General features: G+C 59.3%; 11 protein-coding genes. 1 reads left to right on the top strand and 10 read right to left on the bottom strand.

Translation table 11 applies throughout. The features are described from left to right. The first annotated feature begins 311 nt into the window (after positions 1 to 311). The gene (gene ychF, locus Q0P52_RS19235; RefSeq protein ID WP_293766636.1) at positions 312 to 1,403 is read left to right on the top strand and encodes a redox-regulated ATPase YchF; all 1,092 of its coding nucleotides are present in this window, start codon (positions 312 to 314) and stop codon (positions 1,401 to 1,403) included. A 138-nt stretch (positions 1,404 to 1,541) separates the two neighbouring features. Here the strand turns inward: ychF and Q0P52_RS19230 are convergent, their stop codons facing one another. From Q0P52_RS19230 to Q0P52_RS19185, 10 genes are all read right to left on the bottom strand, one after another. Then, the gene (locus Q0P52_RS19230; protein ID WP_293766638.1) at positions 1,542 to 3,233 is read right to left on the bottom strand and encodes a DUF945 family protein; all 1,692 of its coding nucleotides are present in this window, start codon (positions 3,231 to 3,233) and stop codon (positions 1,542 to 1,544) included. 129 nt (positions 3,234 to 3,362) lie between these two features. Further along, positions 3,363 to 4,448, bottom strand: coding sequence for a type VI secretion system protein TssA (gene tssA / locus Q0P52_RS19225; protein WP_293766641.1), 1,086 nt, complete (start codon positions 4,446 to 4,448; stop codon positions 3,363 to 3,365). Positions 4,449 to 4,464: 16 nt separating this feature from the next. Then, a complete protein-coding gene (locus tag Q0P52_RS19220) occupies positions 4,465 to 4,728 on the bottom strand; it encodes a PAAR domain-containing protein (RefSeq protein ID WP_293766643.1) in 264 nt (87 codons plus the stop codon). Then, a complete protein-coding gene (locus Q0P52_RS19215; protein WP_293766644.1) occupies positions 4,725 to 6,155 on the bottom strand; it encodes a hypothetical protein in 1,431 nt (476 codons plus the stop codon). The genes Q0P52_RS19220 and Q0P52_RS19215 overlap by 4 nt, the downstream gene beginning before the upstream one ends. Before the next feature lie 13 nt (positions 6,156 to 6,168). Beyond that, positions 6,169 to 8,817, bottom strand: coding sequence for a type VI secretion system ATPase TssH (gene tssH / locus Q0P52_RS19210; protein ID WP_293766646.1), 2,649 nt, complete (start codon positions 8,815 to 8,817; stop codon positions 6,169 to 6,171). A gap of 46 nt (positions 8,818 to 8,863) precedes the next feature. After that, positions 8,864 to 9,901, bottom strand: coding sequence for a type VI secretion system baseplate subunit TssG (gene tssG, locus Q0P52_RS19205; protein WP_293766648.1), 1,038 nt, complete (start codon positions 9,899 to 9,901; stop codon positions 8,864 to 8,866). Next, positions 9,865 to 11,724 (bottom strand): type VI secretion system baseplate subunit TssF, encoded by a 1,860-nt coding sequence (gene tssF / locus Q0P52_RS19200; RefSeq protein WP_293766651.1) that lies wholly within the window; start codon positions 11,722 to 11,724, stop codon positions 9,865 to 9,867. The genes tssG and tssF overlap by 37 nt, the downstream gene beginning before the upstream one ends. 100 nt (positions 11,725 to 11,824) lie before the next feature. Beyond that, complete coding sequence (locus Q0P52_RS19195) at positions 11,825 to 12,361, bottom strand: hypothetical protein (protein WP_293766653.1); 537 nt, start codon at positions 12,359 to 12,361, stop codon at positions 11,825 to 11,827. Continuing rightward, positions 12,362 to 14,140: a TIGR02594 family protein gene (locus Q0P52_RS19190; RefSeq protein WP_293813834.1), complete on the bottom strand. Its 1,779-nt coding sequence runs from the start codon at positions 14,138 to 14,140 to the stop codon at positions 12,362 to 12,364. A gap of 23 nt (positions 14,141 to 14,163) precedes the next feature. Beyond that, a partial coding sequence (locus Q0P52_RS19185; protein WP_293813833.1) for a DUF2345 domain-containing protein occupies positions 14,164 to 14,819 on the bottom strand: 656 nt, incomplete at its 5' end.

The raw sequence follows: 14,819 nt of genomic DNA, 5'->3' as shown, positions 1-14,819 counted from the left end.
TCCTCCTATGCTCAAATCATAAGGCAGGAATGCCTACCGGAGCCGGGTCAGTCCAATCATAAGGCAGGAATGCCTACCGGAGCCGGGTCAGTCCAATCATAAGGCAGGAATGCCTACCGGAGCCGGGTCAGTCCAGTGATACAATCATGGCTAAATTCAGTCAGCCATCAGCAAAGATTTTGCAAAATTCCGCCATCTGCGTGCATCTAGGTCAGCAGTGTTGGGGTGTGGCTGACGTACACCAACAGAACTCGTAGGATTGCTATTTGTGCGCCTATGGGGCGTAAATCATTAATTAGCAAGGAAAAAATATGAGTCTGAAATGCGGTATTGTCGGCCTGCCCAATGTTGGCAAGTCCACCCTGTTCAACGCCCTGACCAAGGCCGGCATCGAAGCGGCCAACTATCCCTTCTGCACCATCGAGCCCAATGTGGGCATCGTGGAAGTGCCGGACCCGCGCCTGGCCGAGCTGGCCAAGATCATCAATCCGCAGAAAATCCAGCCGGCCATCGTTGAGTTCGTCGACATCGCCGGCCTGGTGGCGGGCGCATCCAAGGGTGAAGGCCTGGGCAACCAGTTTCTGGCCAACATCCGCGAGACCGACGCCATCGTCAATGTGGTGCGTTGTTTTGAAGACCCGAACATCGTTCACGTTGCCGGCAAGGTAGACCCGCTGGCCGACATCGAAACCATCCTGACCGAGCTGGCGCTGGCCGACTTGTCCGCCGTGGAAAAAGCCATCGCCCGCGAAGGCAAGAAGGCCAAGGCCGGCGACAAGGACGCGCGCGCGTTGATCGCCGTGCTGGAAAAGCTGGTGCCGCACCTGAACGAAGGCAAGCCGGCGCGCTCGCTGGGCCTGTCCGACGAGGACAAGGTGTTGATCAAGCCGCTGTGCCTGCTCACCATCAAGCCGGCCATGTACGTGGCCAACGTGGCGGAAGACGGTTTCAGCGACAATCCGCTCTTGGCGCGCGTGGAAGAGTACGCCGCCAAGGAAGGCGCGCCGGTGGTGGCGCTGTGCGCCGCCATCGAGTCTGAAATCGCCGAACTGGACGATGCCGACAAGGCGGAATTCCTGGAAACCCTCGGCCTGGAAGAGCCGGGTCTGGATCGGCTGATCCGCGCCGGTTATAAGTTGCTGGGTCTACAAACCTACTTCACCGCCGGTGTGAAGGAAGTGCGCGCCTGGACCATCCACGTGGGTGATACCGCACCGCAAGCGGCGGGCGTGATTCACACCGACTTCGAACGCGGCTTCATCCGCGCGCAAACCATCGCTTACACCGACTTCATCCAGCTGGGCGGCGAAGCGAAGGCCAAGGAAGCCGGCAAGATGCGCGCCGAAGGCAAGGAGTATGTGGTGCAGGACGGCGACGTCATGAACTTCCTGTTCAACGTCTGATCGCCAAACCGAAGCAATCCAGACACAAAACCCCGCAAACCAAGTGTTTGCGGGGTTTTGTCTTGTTTGCAGTCGCTAACAGAAAGCCCCCGTCGGCGTGCTGGACGGGGGCTGTTTGCTTTGGGCGTGCCTGCCGGCTTAGCGGCTGGCGCAACGCATGATGGCGGCGTCGCTGCTGAGTGCGAGGCAACGGCGCAGGTCCACTTGCGGGCCGGGCAGGCTGTGCGCCGGGCGGGACTTGGCGGCGGGCTTGTCGATGGGCTGCGCCTCTGCCGGAGCAGGGGGGCCGGGGGGCGTGGTCGGCAGGGAGGCGACGGCGGGTTTGACCGGAGCCGGCGGCGTTTGCGGAGCCGCCGGCGCGATGGCCGCTTGCGGTGCAGGGTTGGCCGAAGGCGGGGGTGCAACCGGTGCGGCGGGCGGGGTCGGTGGGACGGCCGCCGCTGGCGGCATCGCGCCTGGCATCATGGCGGGCAGCGATAGCGCCTGGCCATTGGCGGTGACCCCCGCAGCGGTAACCACCAGACTGGAGCTGATCTGCTTGCCGTCGTTTTTGATCCAGCCCTTACTCTGCCATTGGGCGAGCATGTTTTCCGACATGGCGCGGGCCTGGGCAGCTTGTTCCGGCGTGCCTGACAGGGTAGCCAGCTTGTCTAACAGAGCCCGATCCACGCTCAGCGCTGCCTTGATGGTGACCCGGTTCTTGCCCTGTTCGGCCAACCATTGCGGGGATATGGCCGTGGCGGGGACGCCTTTACCGTCGAAAGCAATGGAGAAGTTGCCATTGAATCCGCCTTGCGGCATATGGATGGCAAGTCGATCCAGGCTGAAGGAGGGGGATTGTGACAGGAAGCCGCCGGCATGCTGCATCGCCATTTTCATGGAGGCGTCTTGCAAGGCGGCGGGGTTGTTTTGCAAATCTGCGCGGGTGTTCAGCGCGGCAGCGTCTTTTTGCCAGGCCACCAGCGCATGCTTGCTGAGGTTGGTGTAGCTGAAGTCGGCGTCGATATTGTCCAGATCCACCGGCTGGGCGTTGGGCGGCGTCAGCTTGAGCGCAGCCAGATGGGTGCGGTAGCTGATGCCCACATTGGCACCCTGATCCTGGACGGCAATGTCTAGGCTGCCGGGTCCGGCATGGACCATGGGCGTGGCGCCCATCAGCACGTCCAGGCCATCGAATTGCTGTTTCAGTTGCGAGGCCCAGGGGGCGTCCGCGTTCTGCGTGTCCGGCGCAATGGCGCCCGAGATCTTGAGATTGCTCAGCCGCATTGCGACACCGCCGTTTTTGCCGCCGGCGGCAAACTGATAGTTCAAGGCCGGCAGGGTCAGATCGTAGCTGACGGGCTGGTTTTCCGCGGTGCTGACATCGCCTTCGATGCTGAAGCCCAATTGCCCGGAGCCTGAGTCGCCAAAGGCGACATCGTGGCCGGACAGATGGGTGCGATTGACGCCGTCCATGCCGCGCAAGGTGGTGGCGGTAAGCGGCAGCGGCGCGCCGGCGGGCTGGCCTTCAGGGGTCAGCGGGGTGATGGTGATATCGGTGCGCGACCAGCGTGAGAAGGGGATGGCGAACTGGTTGATCTTGTAAGCCAGCTCATAGCTTTGTGTCTTGCCGGTCTGCGGCAGTTTCAGGCGCGCGCGGGCGGTGGACACAAACCAGCCGCGATCGAATTGTTCCAGCGTCAGCAGCGGCCCGGCGGGGCCGTCGGCCAGTTTGGCGAAATCGGCGCGCATCTTGTCTTCGTAGCGGAAACCGACCACGCCGGGGGCGATGAGACACCATCCGGCGACGCCCAGCGCCGCAACGGCACCGATAGCTTTGATTGCCTTCATACCACCTCCCTGTGGTGTGGGACGGCCAGCGCCGTTCTTGTGATACCGGCAGCATATCAGCAGCGCGTGGCCGACTCCATCATGGACGACGCCAAGGCCCTGCCGGACGGGCCTTGTCGCGCGGGCGCGTCAGTTTTCCTGGCGGCGCACGTCCAGCAGCTCTTGCAGCTGACCCAAGGTGGAGTCGTCCTTGATGACGTGCTGCAGCCATTCTTCCAAGCTCATTTCCGCCCAGCGCGCGGCGCGCTCGGCGAGCAAGGACACCGGGCTGTGCGGTTCGTTGGCGCGGAAATAGCGCGCCACTTCGCCCAGCATCTGCACGGCTTGTTCGCGAGAACGGATTTGTCCGTCGAAAACGGCGGCGGGCGCGCTGCCGTACGCCGGCGCGGCGCTGGCGGTGTGCGTCATGGCGGGTTTTCCTTCCGGCGCGGCGGCCGGGGCGGGGACGGCGGGGCCGCCGTTCTGTTTGCGGTAACGCAGCACCAGATCCTGGCAAGCGTAGATGGCGTTGCGGATTTCCACCAGGCTGGGCGCGTGCGCGGCCAGGCGGGCGTCCGTTTGCTGTTCCAGCTTTTCATACTGGGCCAGCGCATGTACCAGTTGGTCGTGCAGGCCGGAGAACCAGTTGGCGCCGGACTGGGCGGCGGCTTTTTCAAAGGTTTCGCCGGCCAGCTTGCCCTCGGCAAGGGCGGCTTCGCGCGCGGCGGGGTCTTTCAGGCCGAGGTTGTCTACCTCGCGCGATTCCTGCCAGGCCTGCCAGCTGTAGCCGCCAAATTCGGGTTTCAGCAGCGGCGCGGCGCGGACGGCGGCGGCCAGTTGCTGGTTGAGCCATTCCAGTTTGCCGACGCGCTCGTCGGGGTCCTGTTCGTCCAGTTCGGGATAGCCGCTTTCCCAGTAGCGTTCTATCCAGCCGTTGAGCAGGGCCAAACCGTCGCCCAGTCTGGCCACGCCATGCTGGCGCACCCAGGCTTCGGCCAACCAGACCAGAAGCTGCAGGTCTTTGCTTTGCTCGGTGAAGGCGGCTTCGCACAGGCGGATGACGCGCGGCCATTCGGCGGTTTTGAGGGTTTGCTCCCAATCGCCTTGCGACAGGCCGGGGTCGTCGCTGCGGCGCGCTTCGCGAATCTGGTCAAACAGCGCGGAGTAGGCGAGATCTTCGCCGGCGGGCTGATGCTCCGCCACGGGCGCGAGCAGGGCTTCGATGGTGTCTTGCATGTTTCTTCCGGAAAGGTCAGCCCTTGCCCACTTCGGGCAGGGTGGAAATCAGAACGGCGCCGCAGCTGGTTTTGTGGCCTTCCAGTGCAACGGGTTTGCCGCCCACCAGCCAGTTGCCGTCGCCTTCGACGATGGTGCAATTGCTGTGGCCTTGCTGTGGGCAGGTGACGGCGTCGCCGAGGCAAGCCACCTGTTTGCCGAACAAGGATGTGCTGGCGGCGGCGCTGACGACGTGGCCGCCGTGGTCCGTGGGATCGCCCAGACGAATGACGCGTTTCATGATGACATCTCCTCCAGAGGGGGCCGCGCCACGCAGAGGGCGGCGTCTTCGTGGCCGAATTGCGCCAGCAGCACCGGTGCGGCCAGCGCATGGCTGCGAGTCACGGCCAGCGCGGTCAGCAGCGCCGGGCCCGCGGCGCCGTTGTCGCCCCATTCGCGCACGGTGTTGCTGGCTTGGTCGATGGGGTGGATTTCGGTCTGATGGCGGCTGAGCGCGCCGGACAGCGCCGATAGGCGAGCGCCGCCTACTTGCACGTCGCCGCTGTTGTGCACCAGCCAGGCCAGGCTGGCGGCGCGGTTGGCGTCGGGCTGGGCGTCTTCTTCGCTGAAGGGGTAGTCCAGCAGCGCGGCGTTCACCAAGGCGTTGTCCAGCATGGGTTGCAGTTGCCGGCTCAGTTGCATGGCGCGGGTGGAAGAAGCCGGGCCCTGTACCGGCTGGCTCAGCTCCGCCAGCACCGGCAAGGCTGCCAGTGAGGGCTGGCGGCTGGGCGGTACCGGGCCCCAGTCGGCGCTGTGCGGCGCGAGGGGTTTTTCCCAGTAGGGCTGGTAGGGATCTTGCGCGTCATCGGGCAGGGTGTGCGCGGCGATGTCTTCGCAGGGCAGCCCATTGCGCAGGAAGAGCAGGCAAGCTACCGCGAGGCCGGGCTTGCCGCGCCAGGCGAGGTCCGGGTCGGGCTCGGCGTCGAAATCGTCTTCGTCCTCCAGCGGCAACGCAGGCGCGTCGGCCGCCAGCACCACCAAACCCGGGCAGTCCGGCATTTGCAGCAGCGCCTGACGGGCGCGTTCCGCCACATCGCCGTGACCGGGCAGGAAGCGGCACTCTACCGCAGGCCCGGCGCTGTCCAGCGCCAGCTCGGCGGCCTCTTGTTGTACGGATTTCAGCGCGGCCAGTTGCTCGATGCCGGACTGGGTGGGAATTACCTCGGTATACACCGGCAGCCAGGCTGCGCCAGGCGCGCTCAGGTACAGCGCTTCCAGCGCTTCGCGTTGCGGCTCGGCCAGTGCGGCAAGCAGCTCGTCGTCTTCGAGCTGGTCGCGCTCCAGCGGCAGCCACTGGCAGTTTTCATCCGTTTCGGCCAACCATGCCGGCTCGTCGCTCACCGGCAGTGCGGTGCAGCGCAACCAGTGGCAGGCGATGCTTTGCCGGCGTTCTTCCAGCGCGGTGTTGTGGCGGCGGCGGGCTTCTTCGCGCGCGGCGACGCGTTCGGCTTCGGCGGCGGCTTCCGCCTGCTGACGCTCGGCTTCGGCTTTTTTCTCTTTGCGGGCGTTCCACCAGCGTAGCGTCAGCGTCAAAGCCACTGGCGGCACGATGTGCAGCAAGAGCATGGCCGAGGGGCTGATGCGCTGCCAGCTGACCGGCAGCACCAGCCACAGCAGGCTCCACCAGCCGACAGTGAAGCCGCCTAACAGTGCGAGCAATCTCCACATGGCGTTGTCGTCCTCAGCTCAGGCGAACCTTGATGTCGTCGCCCTTGAGGGTGACGGCGATTTTTTTCACCGGTTTGCCGCTGGCCATGCGACTGAGAAGATCGCAGGAGATCGGTGCCAGCAGGGTGCGGGTGAGGATGGCGTCGGCGTTGCGCGCGCCGCTGTCCACATCCATGCAGCGGGCGGCCAGCGTGGCGACCAGCGTGTCCGGAAACTCCACCTTGGCGCCGTGGTTGTCGGCGATGCGATTGCGGATGCGGCCCAGCTTGAGGGCGACGATGGCGTGCAGCACTTCGTCGCTGATGGGGAAGTAGGGCACGATGTCCAGCCGGCCCAAGAGCGCGGGTTTGAAGGTTTGCTGCAGGGTGGGGCGCAGGATTTCCACCAGGTCGGCAGCGCTGGGGGCGCGGGTTTCGCCCTCTACAGTCACGCCGTGTTCGCAGGCCCGCATCAGGAGATCGGTGCCGGCGTTGGAGGTGAGCAGGATGATGGTGTTCTTGAAGTCAACTTCGCGGCCTTCGCTGTCTTCCAGCACGCCCTTGTCGAACACCTGGAAGAATAGCTCCATCACGTCCGGATGCGCTTTTTCCACCTCGTCCAGCAGTACTACCGAATAAGGACGGCGGCGCACGGCCTCGGTCAGCACGCCGCCTTCGCCGTAGCCCACATAGCCGGGCGGGGAGCCCTTGAGACCTGACACGCTGTGGGCTTCCTGGTATTCGGACATATTGATGGTGACCAGATTGCGCTCGCCGCCATAAAGCGCCTCGGCCAGCGCCAGCGCGGTTTCGGTCTTGCCCACGCCGGAGGGGCCTACCAGCAGGAACACGCCCTTGGGTTTGCCGGGGTCTTCCAGGTTGGCCTTGGCGATCTGTACCCGCTCGGCAATCTGCGCCAGCGCATGGTCCTGGCCGATCACGCGTTCGGCCAACAGTGCGCCCAGTTTTTGCACTTGTTCCAGCTCGTTGCTCACCATGCGGCCCAGCGGGATGCCGGTCCAGCCGGCGATGACGTCGGCGATCACGCTTTCGTCCACGCACTCAAAGGCCAGCGGCTGGGTTTTTTGCAGCTTGCGCAGCTCTTGCCGTTTTTGCATCAGCAGGCTGGGCTTTTTGCCTGCCGGGCGCGGCGCGCCGGTTTGTTGTTTCAGCTGCTCGATGTCGTCCACCAGTTGTTGTTGCACCTGCCAGGCCGCGTGCAGGGTTTCGAGGTCTGCGCGCAGCTCGCTCAAACGGGCGCTGAGCTCGGCAATGCGTTCGGTGTGGCCTTCTTCGCGGGACAGCGCGTCGATTTCGCGCTCAGTATTGTCGATCAGCACCTGCGTGTCTTCCACCGGGCCGGGCTTGCCGGCGCGGGACAGGGCCACGCGGGCGCAGGCGGTGTCCAGCACGCTGATGGCCTTGTCCGGCAACTGGCGACCGGTGATGTAGCGACTGGACAGGTGCACGGCGGCGCTGATGGCTTCGTCGAGGATGTCCACCTTGTGATGAAGGCGCATGGCTTCGGTTAGGCCGCGCACCATCTGAACTGCGATATCGGGGGCGGGCTCTTCCACTTTCACTACCTGGAAGCGGCGTGCCAGGGCGGCGTCTTTTTCGAAGTACTTCTTGTACTCGGCCCAAGTGGTGGCGGCGATGGTGCGCAGTTCGCCGCGCGCCAGCGCCGGTTTCAGCAGGTTTGCGGCGTCGTTCTGGCCGGCTGCGCCGCCGGCGCCGATCAGCGTGTGCGCTTCATCGATGAACAGGATGATGGGCACCGGGCTAGCTTTCACCTCGTCGATCACCTGTCGCAGGCGGTTTTCGAATTCGCCCTTCACGCTGGCGCCGGCTTGCAGCAGGCCCAGATCCAGCGTGCGCAGGGTGACGCCCAGCAGGGTTTCCGGCACTTCGCCCAGCACGATCTTGCGCGCCAGCCCTTCTACCACGGCGGTTTTACCCACGCCGGGTTCGCCGGTGAGGATGGGGTTGTTTTGCCGGCGGCGCATGAGGATGTCGATCATCTGGCGGATTTCGCTGTCGCGGCCAAGGATGGGATCGATCTTGCCGGCACGGGCCTGGGCGGTGAGATCCACCGTGTATTTGTCCAGCGCCGGACTTCCGCGGCCGGTCTGGCGCGGCGCGGGCGTATCGGTGTCGGGCTCCGTCTCGTCTACGCCCTGCTCCTGGCGGGCAGCGGGAGACGCGCTGCCCTCGCCGCCGTGGCGACGCAGCTCGCGATACGCGCCTTGCAGCGCCGCGCCATCCTGTGCGGCCAGGCTGCGAGAGCTAGATTGCACCGCGTTGCGCAGAGCGTCGTCGCGCCATAGCGCCAGCAGCAGGTCCAGGGTGGAGATGTCGGCTTCGCCGTGTTCCATGCTGGCCAGCAGCCAAGCTTTTTCCAGCCAGCGCGGCAACCAGGCGGACAACACCGGGTTGCGGGTGTTGCCGGTGCGGAAGCTGTCCTGCGCGGCGTCCAGCTCGCGGCCCAGTTTGTCTGCGGGCACGCCCAGCGCTAGCAGCGCGGCCAATGCGGCATTGTCTTGCTGGTCCAGCAGGGCCAGCAGCACGTGTTCGATTTCCACTTCAAAGTGGGTGCGACCCAGCGCGCGGCTGGCGGCTTGTTCCAGCGCCTGACGCGCGGCGGGGGTAAGGCGTTCGATCAGGGATTTGAGTGATACCGACATGTGGGTTTCCAGTATTTGAAATCAAGATTCGTTCAAGGCGCTACGCTCAGTGCAGCAAGGCGTAGCGCATGTCGTCCGGGTCGCGCCGTTGCGCGCCGAGCCAGCAGTTGCCCCCCAAGCGCAAGGGATTGTCCGGCGTCATGTTGGCCGGCGGCACGGCGTCTTTTTCCAGTACCAGGCAGACATCCACCGCCAGGTTGTGGCCCAGGGCGAATTGCAGCACGGCGCGCAGGGCGGCGGCGGCGTCCCCGCCCGGTTGCAATGCGTCGTAGCGACGGGCGTCCATGCTGCCCAGCCGCAGGCGCAGCTTGGTCTGGCGGTCCCAGACCCGGCTGCCCGCCAGCAGCGATACGCCCAGTTCGCAAGCTTGTCCGCCCAGCCGGCTCTGTTCGCTCTCCGGCAGGGGCATCCACTGGCCGACAAACTGTTCGATGCGGGCGGATACGCCGAAAAAGCTCTCGATCAGCGTGGCCAGCGATTGCGCCGACATGGGTTTCTGGCTGAGCAAGCCGGCGAAGTAGACGAACAGGTTTTCATCCATGTCCATCCGGTCGCCAATCTGCCGGCGCAGCGTGCCAAGACCGGTGCCGCCCAGATCCAGCAAGTGGCGGGTAAAGCCGTCGCGCTCGCCGGCCTCCACATCCAGCCAAAAGCGGTACTTGCTCCAGGCCTCGTAAAACAAGGCAGTGGCCCGATGGCTGAAAATATCGAAAAAGGCGTGCATGGAGCTGTCGCGGTGGCGCAGCTTGCGCTCCAGCAGCAACTCGGTATACGCGGTGGGCAGCGCGCCGCTGGGGCCGGTAAGCCCCATGAAACTGATGACCATCTCCGCCGTCGCCGGCGCTTCGGCCACGCTGTGTTCCGCATCCGGCGCGGGCTGATAAGCGGCCAGCTCGCTGGGCGGAAACGACAGCGTGGCCAGCGTGCGAAAACGCAAATCGGCCGGCAGCCGCCGTCTGGGGCCCGGGCGCTTGCGGCCGGACAGCGTCAGCAGGCGCACCGCCTGGAAAAAACCGAACTGGCTGGCGTCCGCCGCCAGTTCCTGCCTCAAATCACGAGGGCTTCGCCGGCTCGGGCTGGCCATGTCAGCACCTCCTCGCTGTCCTGAACGTTTTCCACGATCAGGCGGGTAAAACTGTTGGGCGCGCAGTACAGCGCAAAGAAGCGTTCCAGCACGGACGCAAACAGATACACGCTGCCGCCCACGTAGTAATCCGCATCCAGCTTGAGGCGGATGTCGCTGCCGCGCACAAAGCCGGTGAAGTCGCGTCCGGCCACGCGGGTGACCGACGGGCCGCTGGCCACCGAGGAGATGCCCTGGATCTGGCGCGCGTTGACGGCGGAATCGGTGAGGTTGTACAGCGCCAGCATTTCTTGCAGCGCTTCCACGCCGGAATCAACGATGGACAGATAATTGAGCGACAAGTGGGAAATCAAACGCCATTGCACGGCGCGGCCCAGCGGGCTGCGCTGAGTGGCGCCCGGCTTGCGCAGCAGCCGCACCCGCTTCACCACCGCGTGGCCGGGGATGGTGAAGTCGGTGCGCGCCGACGCCTGACTGCCGCCGAAAGGAATCTGCTCCGGCAGGTCGCGGTTGCTGCACAGCAACTCCAGGCTCAGCACCTCGGCTGCGGGCCGTACCGGGTGGAAGGCCAGATCCACCAGATGGATTTCCAGATCGCTGCCCTTGTCGCCCTGATGCGGCGAATCCCGCCGGCTGGCATGCCAGTAAAAGCGCGGCGTCTTGTCTTCGCCGGCGTGGCGGATGGCGTAGAAAGGCGGCACTTCCTCGCTGCGCTCGCCGTCGCTGGATTTCTCCACCCGCTGCACGCGACGAATCTGCACCACCTCGTAGGCGTGCTGTTTGCGACCGTCCGGCGTTACTGCATAAGAAGACTTCTGGTGGGTAACGCGTATGGGTTCGGCAGCGTGACGGAACAGATTCACCACCGGCGTGCAGCCCAGTTTCAGATGCTGTGCGCCCAACTGGGTCAGCAGACGGTTGTAACGCTCGCCGTCGGGGTATTTGTCCAGCATCACCCGCAGCACCAGCCGCTCGCCGTCCAGCCGCGCCGCAGCCTTGTCCAGTTGGCCGAAGTCCACAAACAGGAACTTGTCCGGATAGCAGAAATATTCAGTCAGCAAGCGATAGCCCACAAAGGAGCGTTCATCGTATTCCAGCATGCCCTCGTCGCGGCCAAAGCCCACGGGCGTAATGCAGGAGGCGGGCAATTGCCGCGTGCGGGCCGGGTCTTCGCTGCCGTCGCCCACCTGTATCCGTCGCGCGCCGGACAACAGCAACTCATACAGGAGGTGCATTTGCGCCGGTTCGCCATCCAGGAAAAAACGCAGCGATTCCAGGCCAATGGCGTTCACCGGCAAACCACCGTGCGTTTTCAGCTCCAGCGTCAGCACCGCCGCTGCATCCGGCGCCAACTGGCGCAGATAGGACGAGCCGCTGGTGAGCTCCAGCCGCGCCTCGCTCAGCGACAGCGGATACAGATCCACCGGGTAAGCACTGCGGAATTTGCAAGCCACGCCGTTGATGGCCGGTGCCTGCACCATCTGGCCACGCTCCACGCGGTAGCGGCGGGCAATCTCCGGCCGTGCCGGGTCGCACTCCAGCTGCACGATAGTGGCGGCGGGAATGGGCTGCAGATAGTGCGGATAGAGCACATTGAGAAAGCTCTCCGCCACTTCTGGATATTCATCATCCAGCTTTTTGTGGATGCGGGCCGCCAGCAGCGCAAACGATTCGATCAGCCGCTCGGTATGCGGATCAGCGCACTGGTCGCCTTCCATCTGCAGCCGGCCGGCTATCTTCGGGTAACGGCGGGCAAACTCGCCGGACAATTCCCGCAGATGGCCTAGCTCGCGCTCGTAATAGGGGAGGAGGGATTCAAGCATTGTTCAATTAATTGGATATAGTTTCGTTGTTTTGGAGTTTGTGGTGGTTGTATATTTTCCTGTGGCAAAGATGTTGTATTTTCTATTGGTGTTATGCCTTTTATGGTTTTATGTAATCTGAAAAACCAGTTTCGGTTATTATTTTGCAAAGTGGTTTTGCTATTGCTTTGGGTGAGGAGTTTTCCGAGTAAGCTTTCTTGATGCTTAGATCAGATGCGCCAAGGGCTGTGAACTCTATTCGCTCGCCAATTTTCTTGTAAGTGATGAAGATGTCGAACCCCTGTGGGGCATCTGCATCATGATAAATTCTAAGTAGAGTCCGTAATTTCTTTGATTCCGATGGTTTTTCCAAATGGTTTATGTCAATTTTCTTGAGTTGGGCAGGCATTTTTTTTAAAAAGACTTTGTCAAAATCCAACTCTTTCGGATAGGTGTCTTTCTCTCCGCATTGATAATATTTGCTATCAAGTTCTTTGTTGAAGAATTGATCGAGACTTTTGTATGCATAGTCAGCAGACTCCGCGTTGGATGCTGCGGTTAATATAAAATATGACTCCCGACTGCCGGCGAATACGATCTCTGCGGTAGTCATTCCGAGTAAAATTAATGCAAGACTTAGTATTTTGGTTTTTCTCATTTAAGTTGTCTTTCTGCTTTTTGATGATTTCTTACTATCGAATCCAAATAGTTCTTTATTTAACTCATCTGGGTCGAAAGTGTCGATTTCGCTAGGATTTTTATTGTAAAAATCCAAGTAAGATATAGGTATGTAATACCCCCTTCTTTTTTGATGTTTGGTTATGGTTTTTTTAATTTCTTCACCATTTTCATTCTTTGCTTTGGTGATTTTTTTTCCTATGAAAAAATCGGCTGGATAGCTGCTAAAGCGTAATTGATCATGTTGATTTCCTCCAAGGCCGATGATTTCCCCACTCTTTGTTTTACCGTAAACAAAAGTTACATGGCCATGTCCGGTATACTGATTTGTTTCTGTTATGTATTCAGAATTTACCATAATTGCCCCGTATACTGGCTTGTCAATTTTAATAAAATTTTTAGAGTTTACTGGGTATTGTGAGCTTTGAGATTTTACGCTTGAGGCGCCGACTTTGTTTAGGCAAAAACTTACGAATGCAGCACACCATGGGGTTGAATTGAGTGATCCGTGCATTCCGATTAGCTTGTGATAATTATGATCAATACTACCTTCATTCTTTCCGCCAGCGTTTTTTCCCTCATCTATTGCAACTGCCATCCAAGGCGCAATTTTCTGTATTGGGTCTATTGTGGCAATGGGCGAGCCAGCTCCACTTTTACTTCTGTTCTTTTCGGTATGGGTTTCATTTTTTTGTGTATTTTTATTGTTTAATTCTGGGTCGTTTGATTTTTTGGGGTTGTCATTTTTTTTTGTATTTGTATTTGTATTTGTATTTGTATTTGTATTTGTATTGCAAATGGTTATTTTTTGTCCGGGATAGATTTTTGCTTTTTCTTTTATGTTGTTATCTGATTGGATTTTCTCTACGGTTGTTTTGAATTTTTTTGCTATTTTGAATAGAGTGTCTCCGGGGGATATTGTATATAGGATGTTCTTTCTTTCTTTTTTTGCTTCATTATTTTTTGGTGTGTGTGTGTTGGTACTTGCTTTTGCTATTAGCGAGTCGAAGATTAATAATAAATTCTTTCCAAATTTTTCTTTGGGAATTTTGCAGACTTCTTCTAAATGCCCTTCTATATTTTTTATCAATAACTCAATATGTGTGATGCCAGGTAGATGAATTATGGTTGGCAACTCTCCTGCATGATTGCTCTCCAGCTTTGAGTCTTTCCCATCTTGTCGTAATGTAATTTCTTGATTTGTTATAGGGGCGGCTCCATCAGTTAGGGTGATGGATGTTCCCTTTATCTGCTTTTCTACTCGCGGTTCTTTGGATGAGTCGTTATATCCTTCTATTTTTATTATGGCTTTCACAAGGCGATCAAATTCAGTTTCGTTGAGCTTGCTAATTGTGGAGTTTCTACTGAGTCCAGATATTTTCTCTACCTTTTCAATATAAGTCTCTGTGTTGTTTTCCTTTTTTGGAGCATAAGTGGCGATTGCTTCTTTGATAGTCTTCTCTGAGTATTTTCTTTTTAGGCTTGCCCTTAGTTCATTCTCCCCAGTTTCATAGTCTGGGAATATTAAAAAATAACAATCTTCATTTTTTTCATTCTTGGTTTTGGCAAAGCCAATGTGAGATTTAACAATTTTTGGGGCCGGTTTTCCTGAGGATGTCATCCTTGGGCGTAAATTTCCAGGGTTATTAAGCCTCCAAGGGAGACTGCCTCCAGTGCGAATGAGATAATTGCCTTTGTCGTCAGTATAGGTGGCGGCTTTAACTTCACAGTCGTAATCGGCGTGCTTCCATTTTTGCATTTTTTATCTCTCTTTGTAGTAACTCAGGAGTTAATAATTTTTTTAATTATTTCTTTGGGTAATATTGGTATGCTGTTTTCGTTTGTTTGTGTCATGTACGGCATATTTTCTATTCCGATATTTTCTTCCGTCTCATCATCGTCATAATTAGCAAGTTCTTCAGAGATATCATCATTTTTTGGATATGGGACTTCTTGCTCATGCCATTTTTTTTCGCCGATAGTCAGTGTGAGATGTGATTTCTCATCTGTCATTATTCTCGGTAGGCGCCCATCTTTCGGGACTGTGCCAGATGAAAGGACATTTCCTAATTCATTAGTTATCTGGAACTTTTTACCAACCAAGCCCATGTCTTTCATGAGTTCATCAGAGTGGGCGATAGAGAAACGCAAACTATGCTTGTTTTGATATTCGCTTTGTGGGAGTAGAGGGCTGCTTATATGCATGCTATCCGGCCCGCTCAGATTGTGGCTCGCCCCTTTCACCGTTACCGTCCCTGGGCAATGGATTTCGATATTGCCGCCTTTCAGCCGGATATAAGCACCGCCGCTGGTCAGCAGGATTTCCTGCTTGGCGTTGACCACAATCCTTTCTTTGCAGGAGGTAATGGTCACATCCTTATCCGCCGTCAGCTCCATAGCGTCGCTCTGCGCCTGCACCTGCACCTTGCCCTTCGCCG

This window comes from uncultured Aquitalea sp. (genome assembly GCF_945957525.1).
In the GTDB taxonomy this organism is placed as follows: domain Bacteria; phylum Pseudomonadota; class Gammaproteobacteria; order Burkholderiales; family Chromobacteriaceae; genus Aquitalea.
This window is presented reverse-complemented; position numbering and strand designations above follow the sequence as displayed.

Coding starts and splice junctions, on each gene's coding strand:
- ychF (WP_293766636.1), top strand. CDS start 312: ATGAGTCTGAAATGCGGTATTGTCGGCCTGCCCAATGTTGGCAAGTCC.
- Q0P52_RS19230 (WP_293766638.1), bottom strand. CDS start 3,233: ATGAAGGCAATCAAAGCTATCGGTGCCGTTGCGGCGCTGGGCGTCGCC.
- tssA (WP_293766641.1), bottom strand. CDS start 4,448: ATGCAAGACACCATCGAAGCCCTGCTCGCGCCCGTGGCGGAGCATCAG.
- Q0P52_RS19220 (WP_293766643.1), bottom strand. CDS start 4,728: ATGAAACGCGTCATTCGTCTGGGCGATCCCACGGACCACGGCGGCCAC.
- Q0P52_RS19215 (WP_293766644.1), bottom strand. CDS start 6,155: ATGTGGAGATTGCTCGCACTGTTAGGCGGCTTCACTGTCGGCTGGTGG.
- tssH (WP_293766646.1), bottom strand. CDS start 8,817: ATGTCGGTATCACTCAAATCCCTGATCGAACGCCTTACCCCCGCCGCG.
- tssG (WP_293766648.1), bottom strand. CDS start 9,901: ATGGCCAGCCCGAGCCGGCGAAGCCCTCGTGATTTGAGGCAGGAACTG.
- tssF (WP_293766651.1), bottom strand. CDS start 11,724: ATGCTTGAATCCCTCCTCCCCTATTACGAGCGCGAGCTAGGCCATCTG.
- Q0P52_RS19195 (WP_293766653.1), bottom strand. CDS start 12,361: ATGAGAAAAACCAAAATACTAAGTCTTGCATTAATTTTACTCGGAATG.
- Q0P52_RS19190 (WP_293813834.1), bottom strand. CDS start 14,140: ATGCAAAAATGGAAGCACGCCGATTACGACTGTGAAGTTAAAGCCGCC.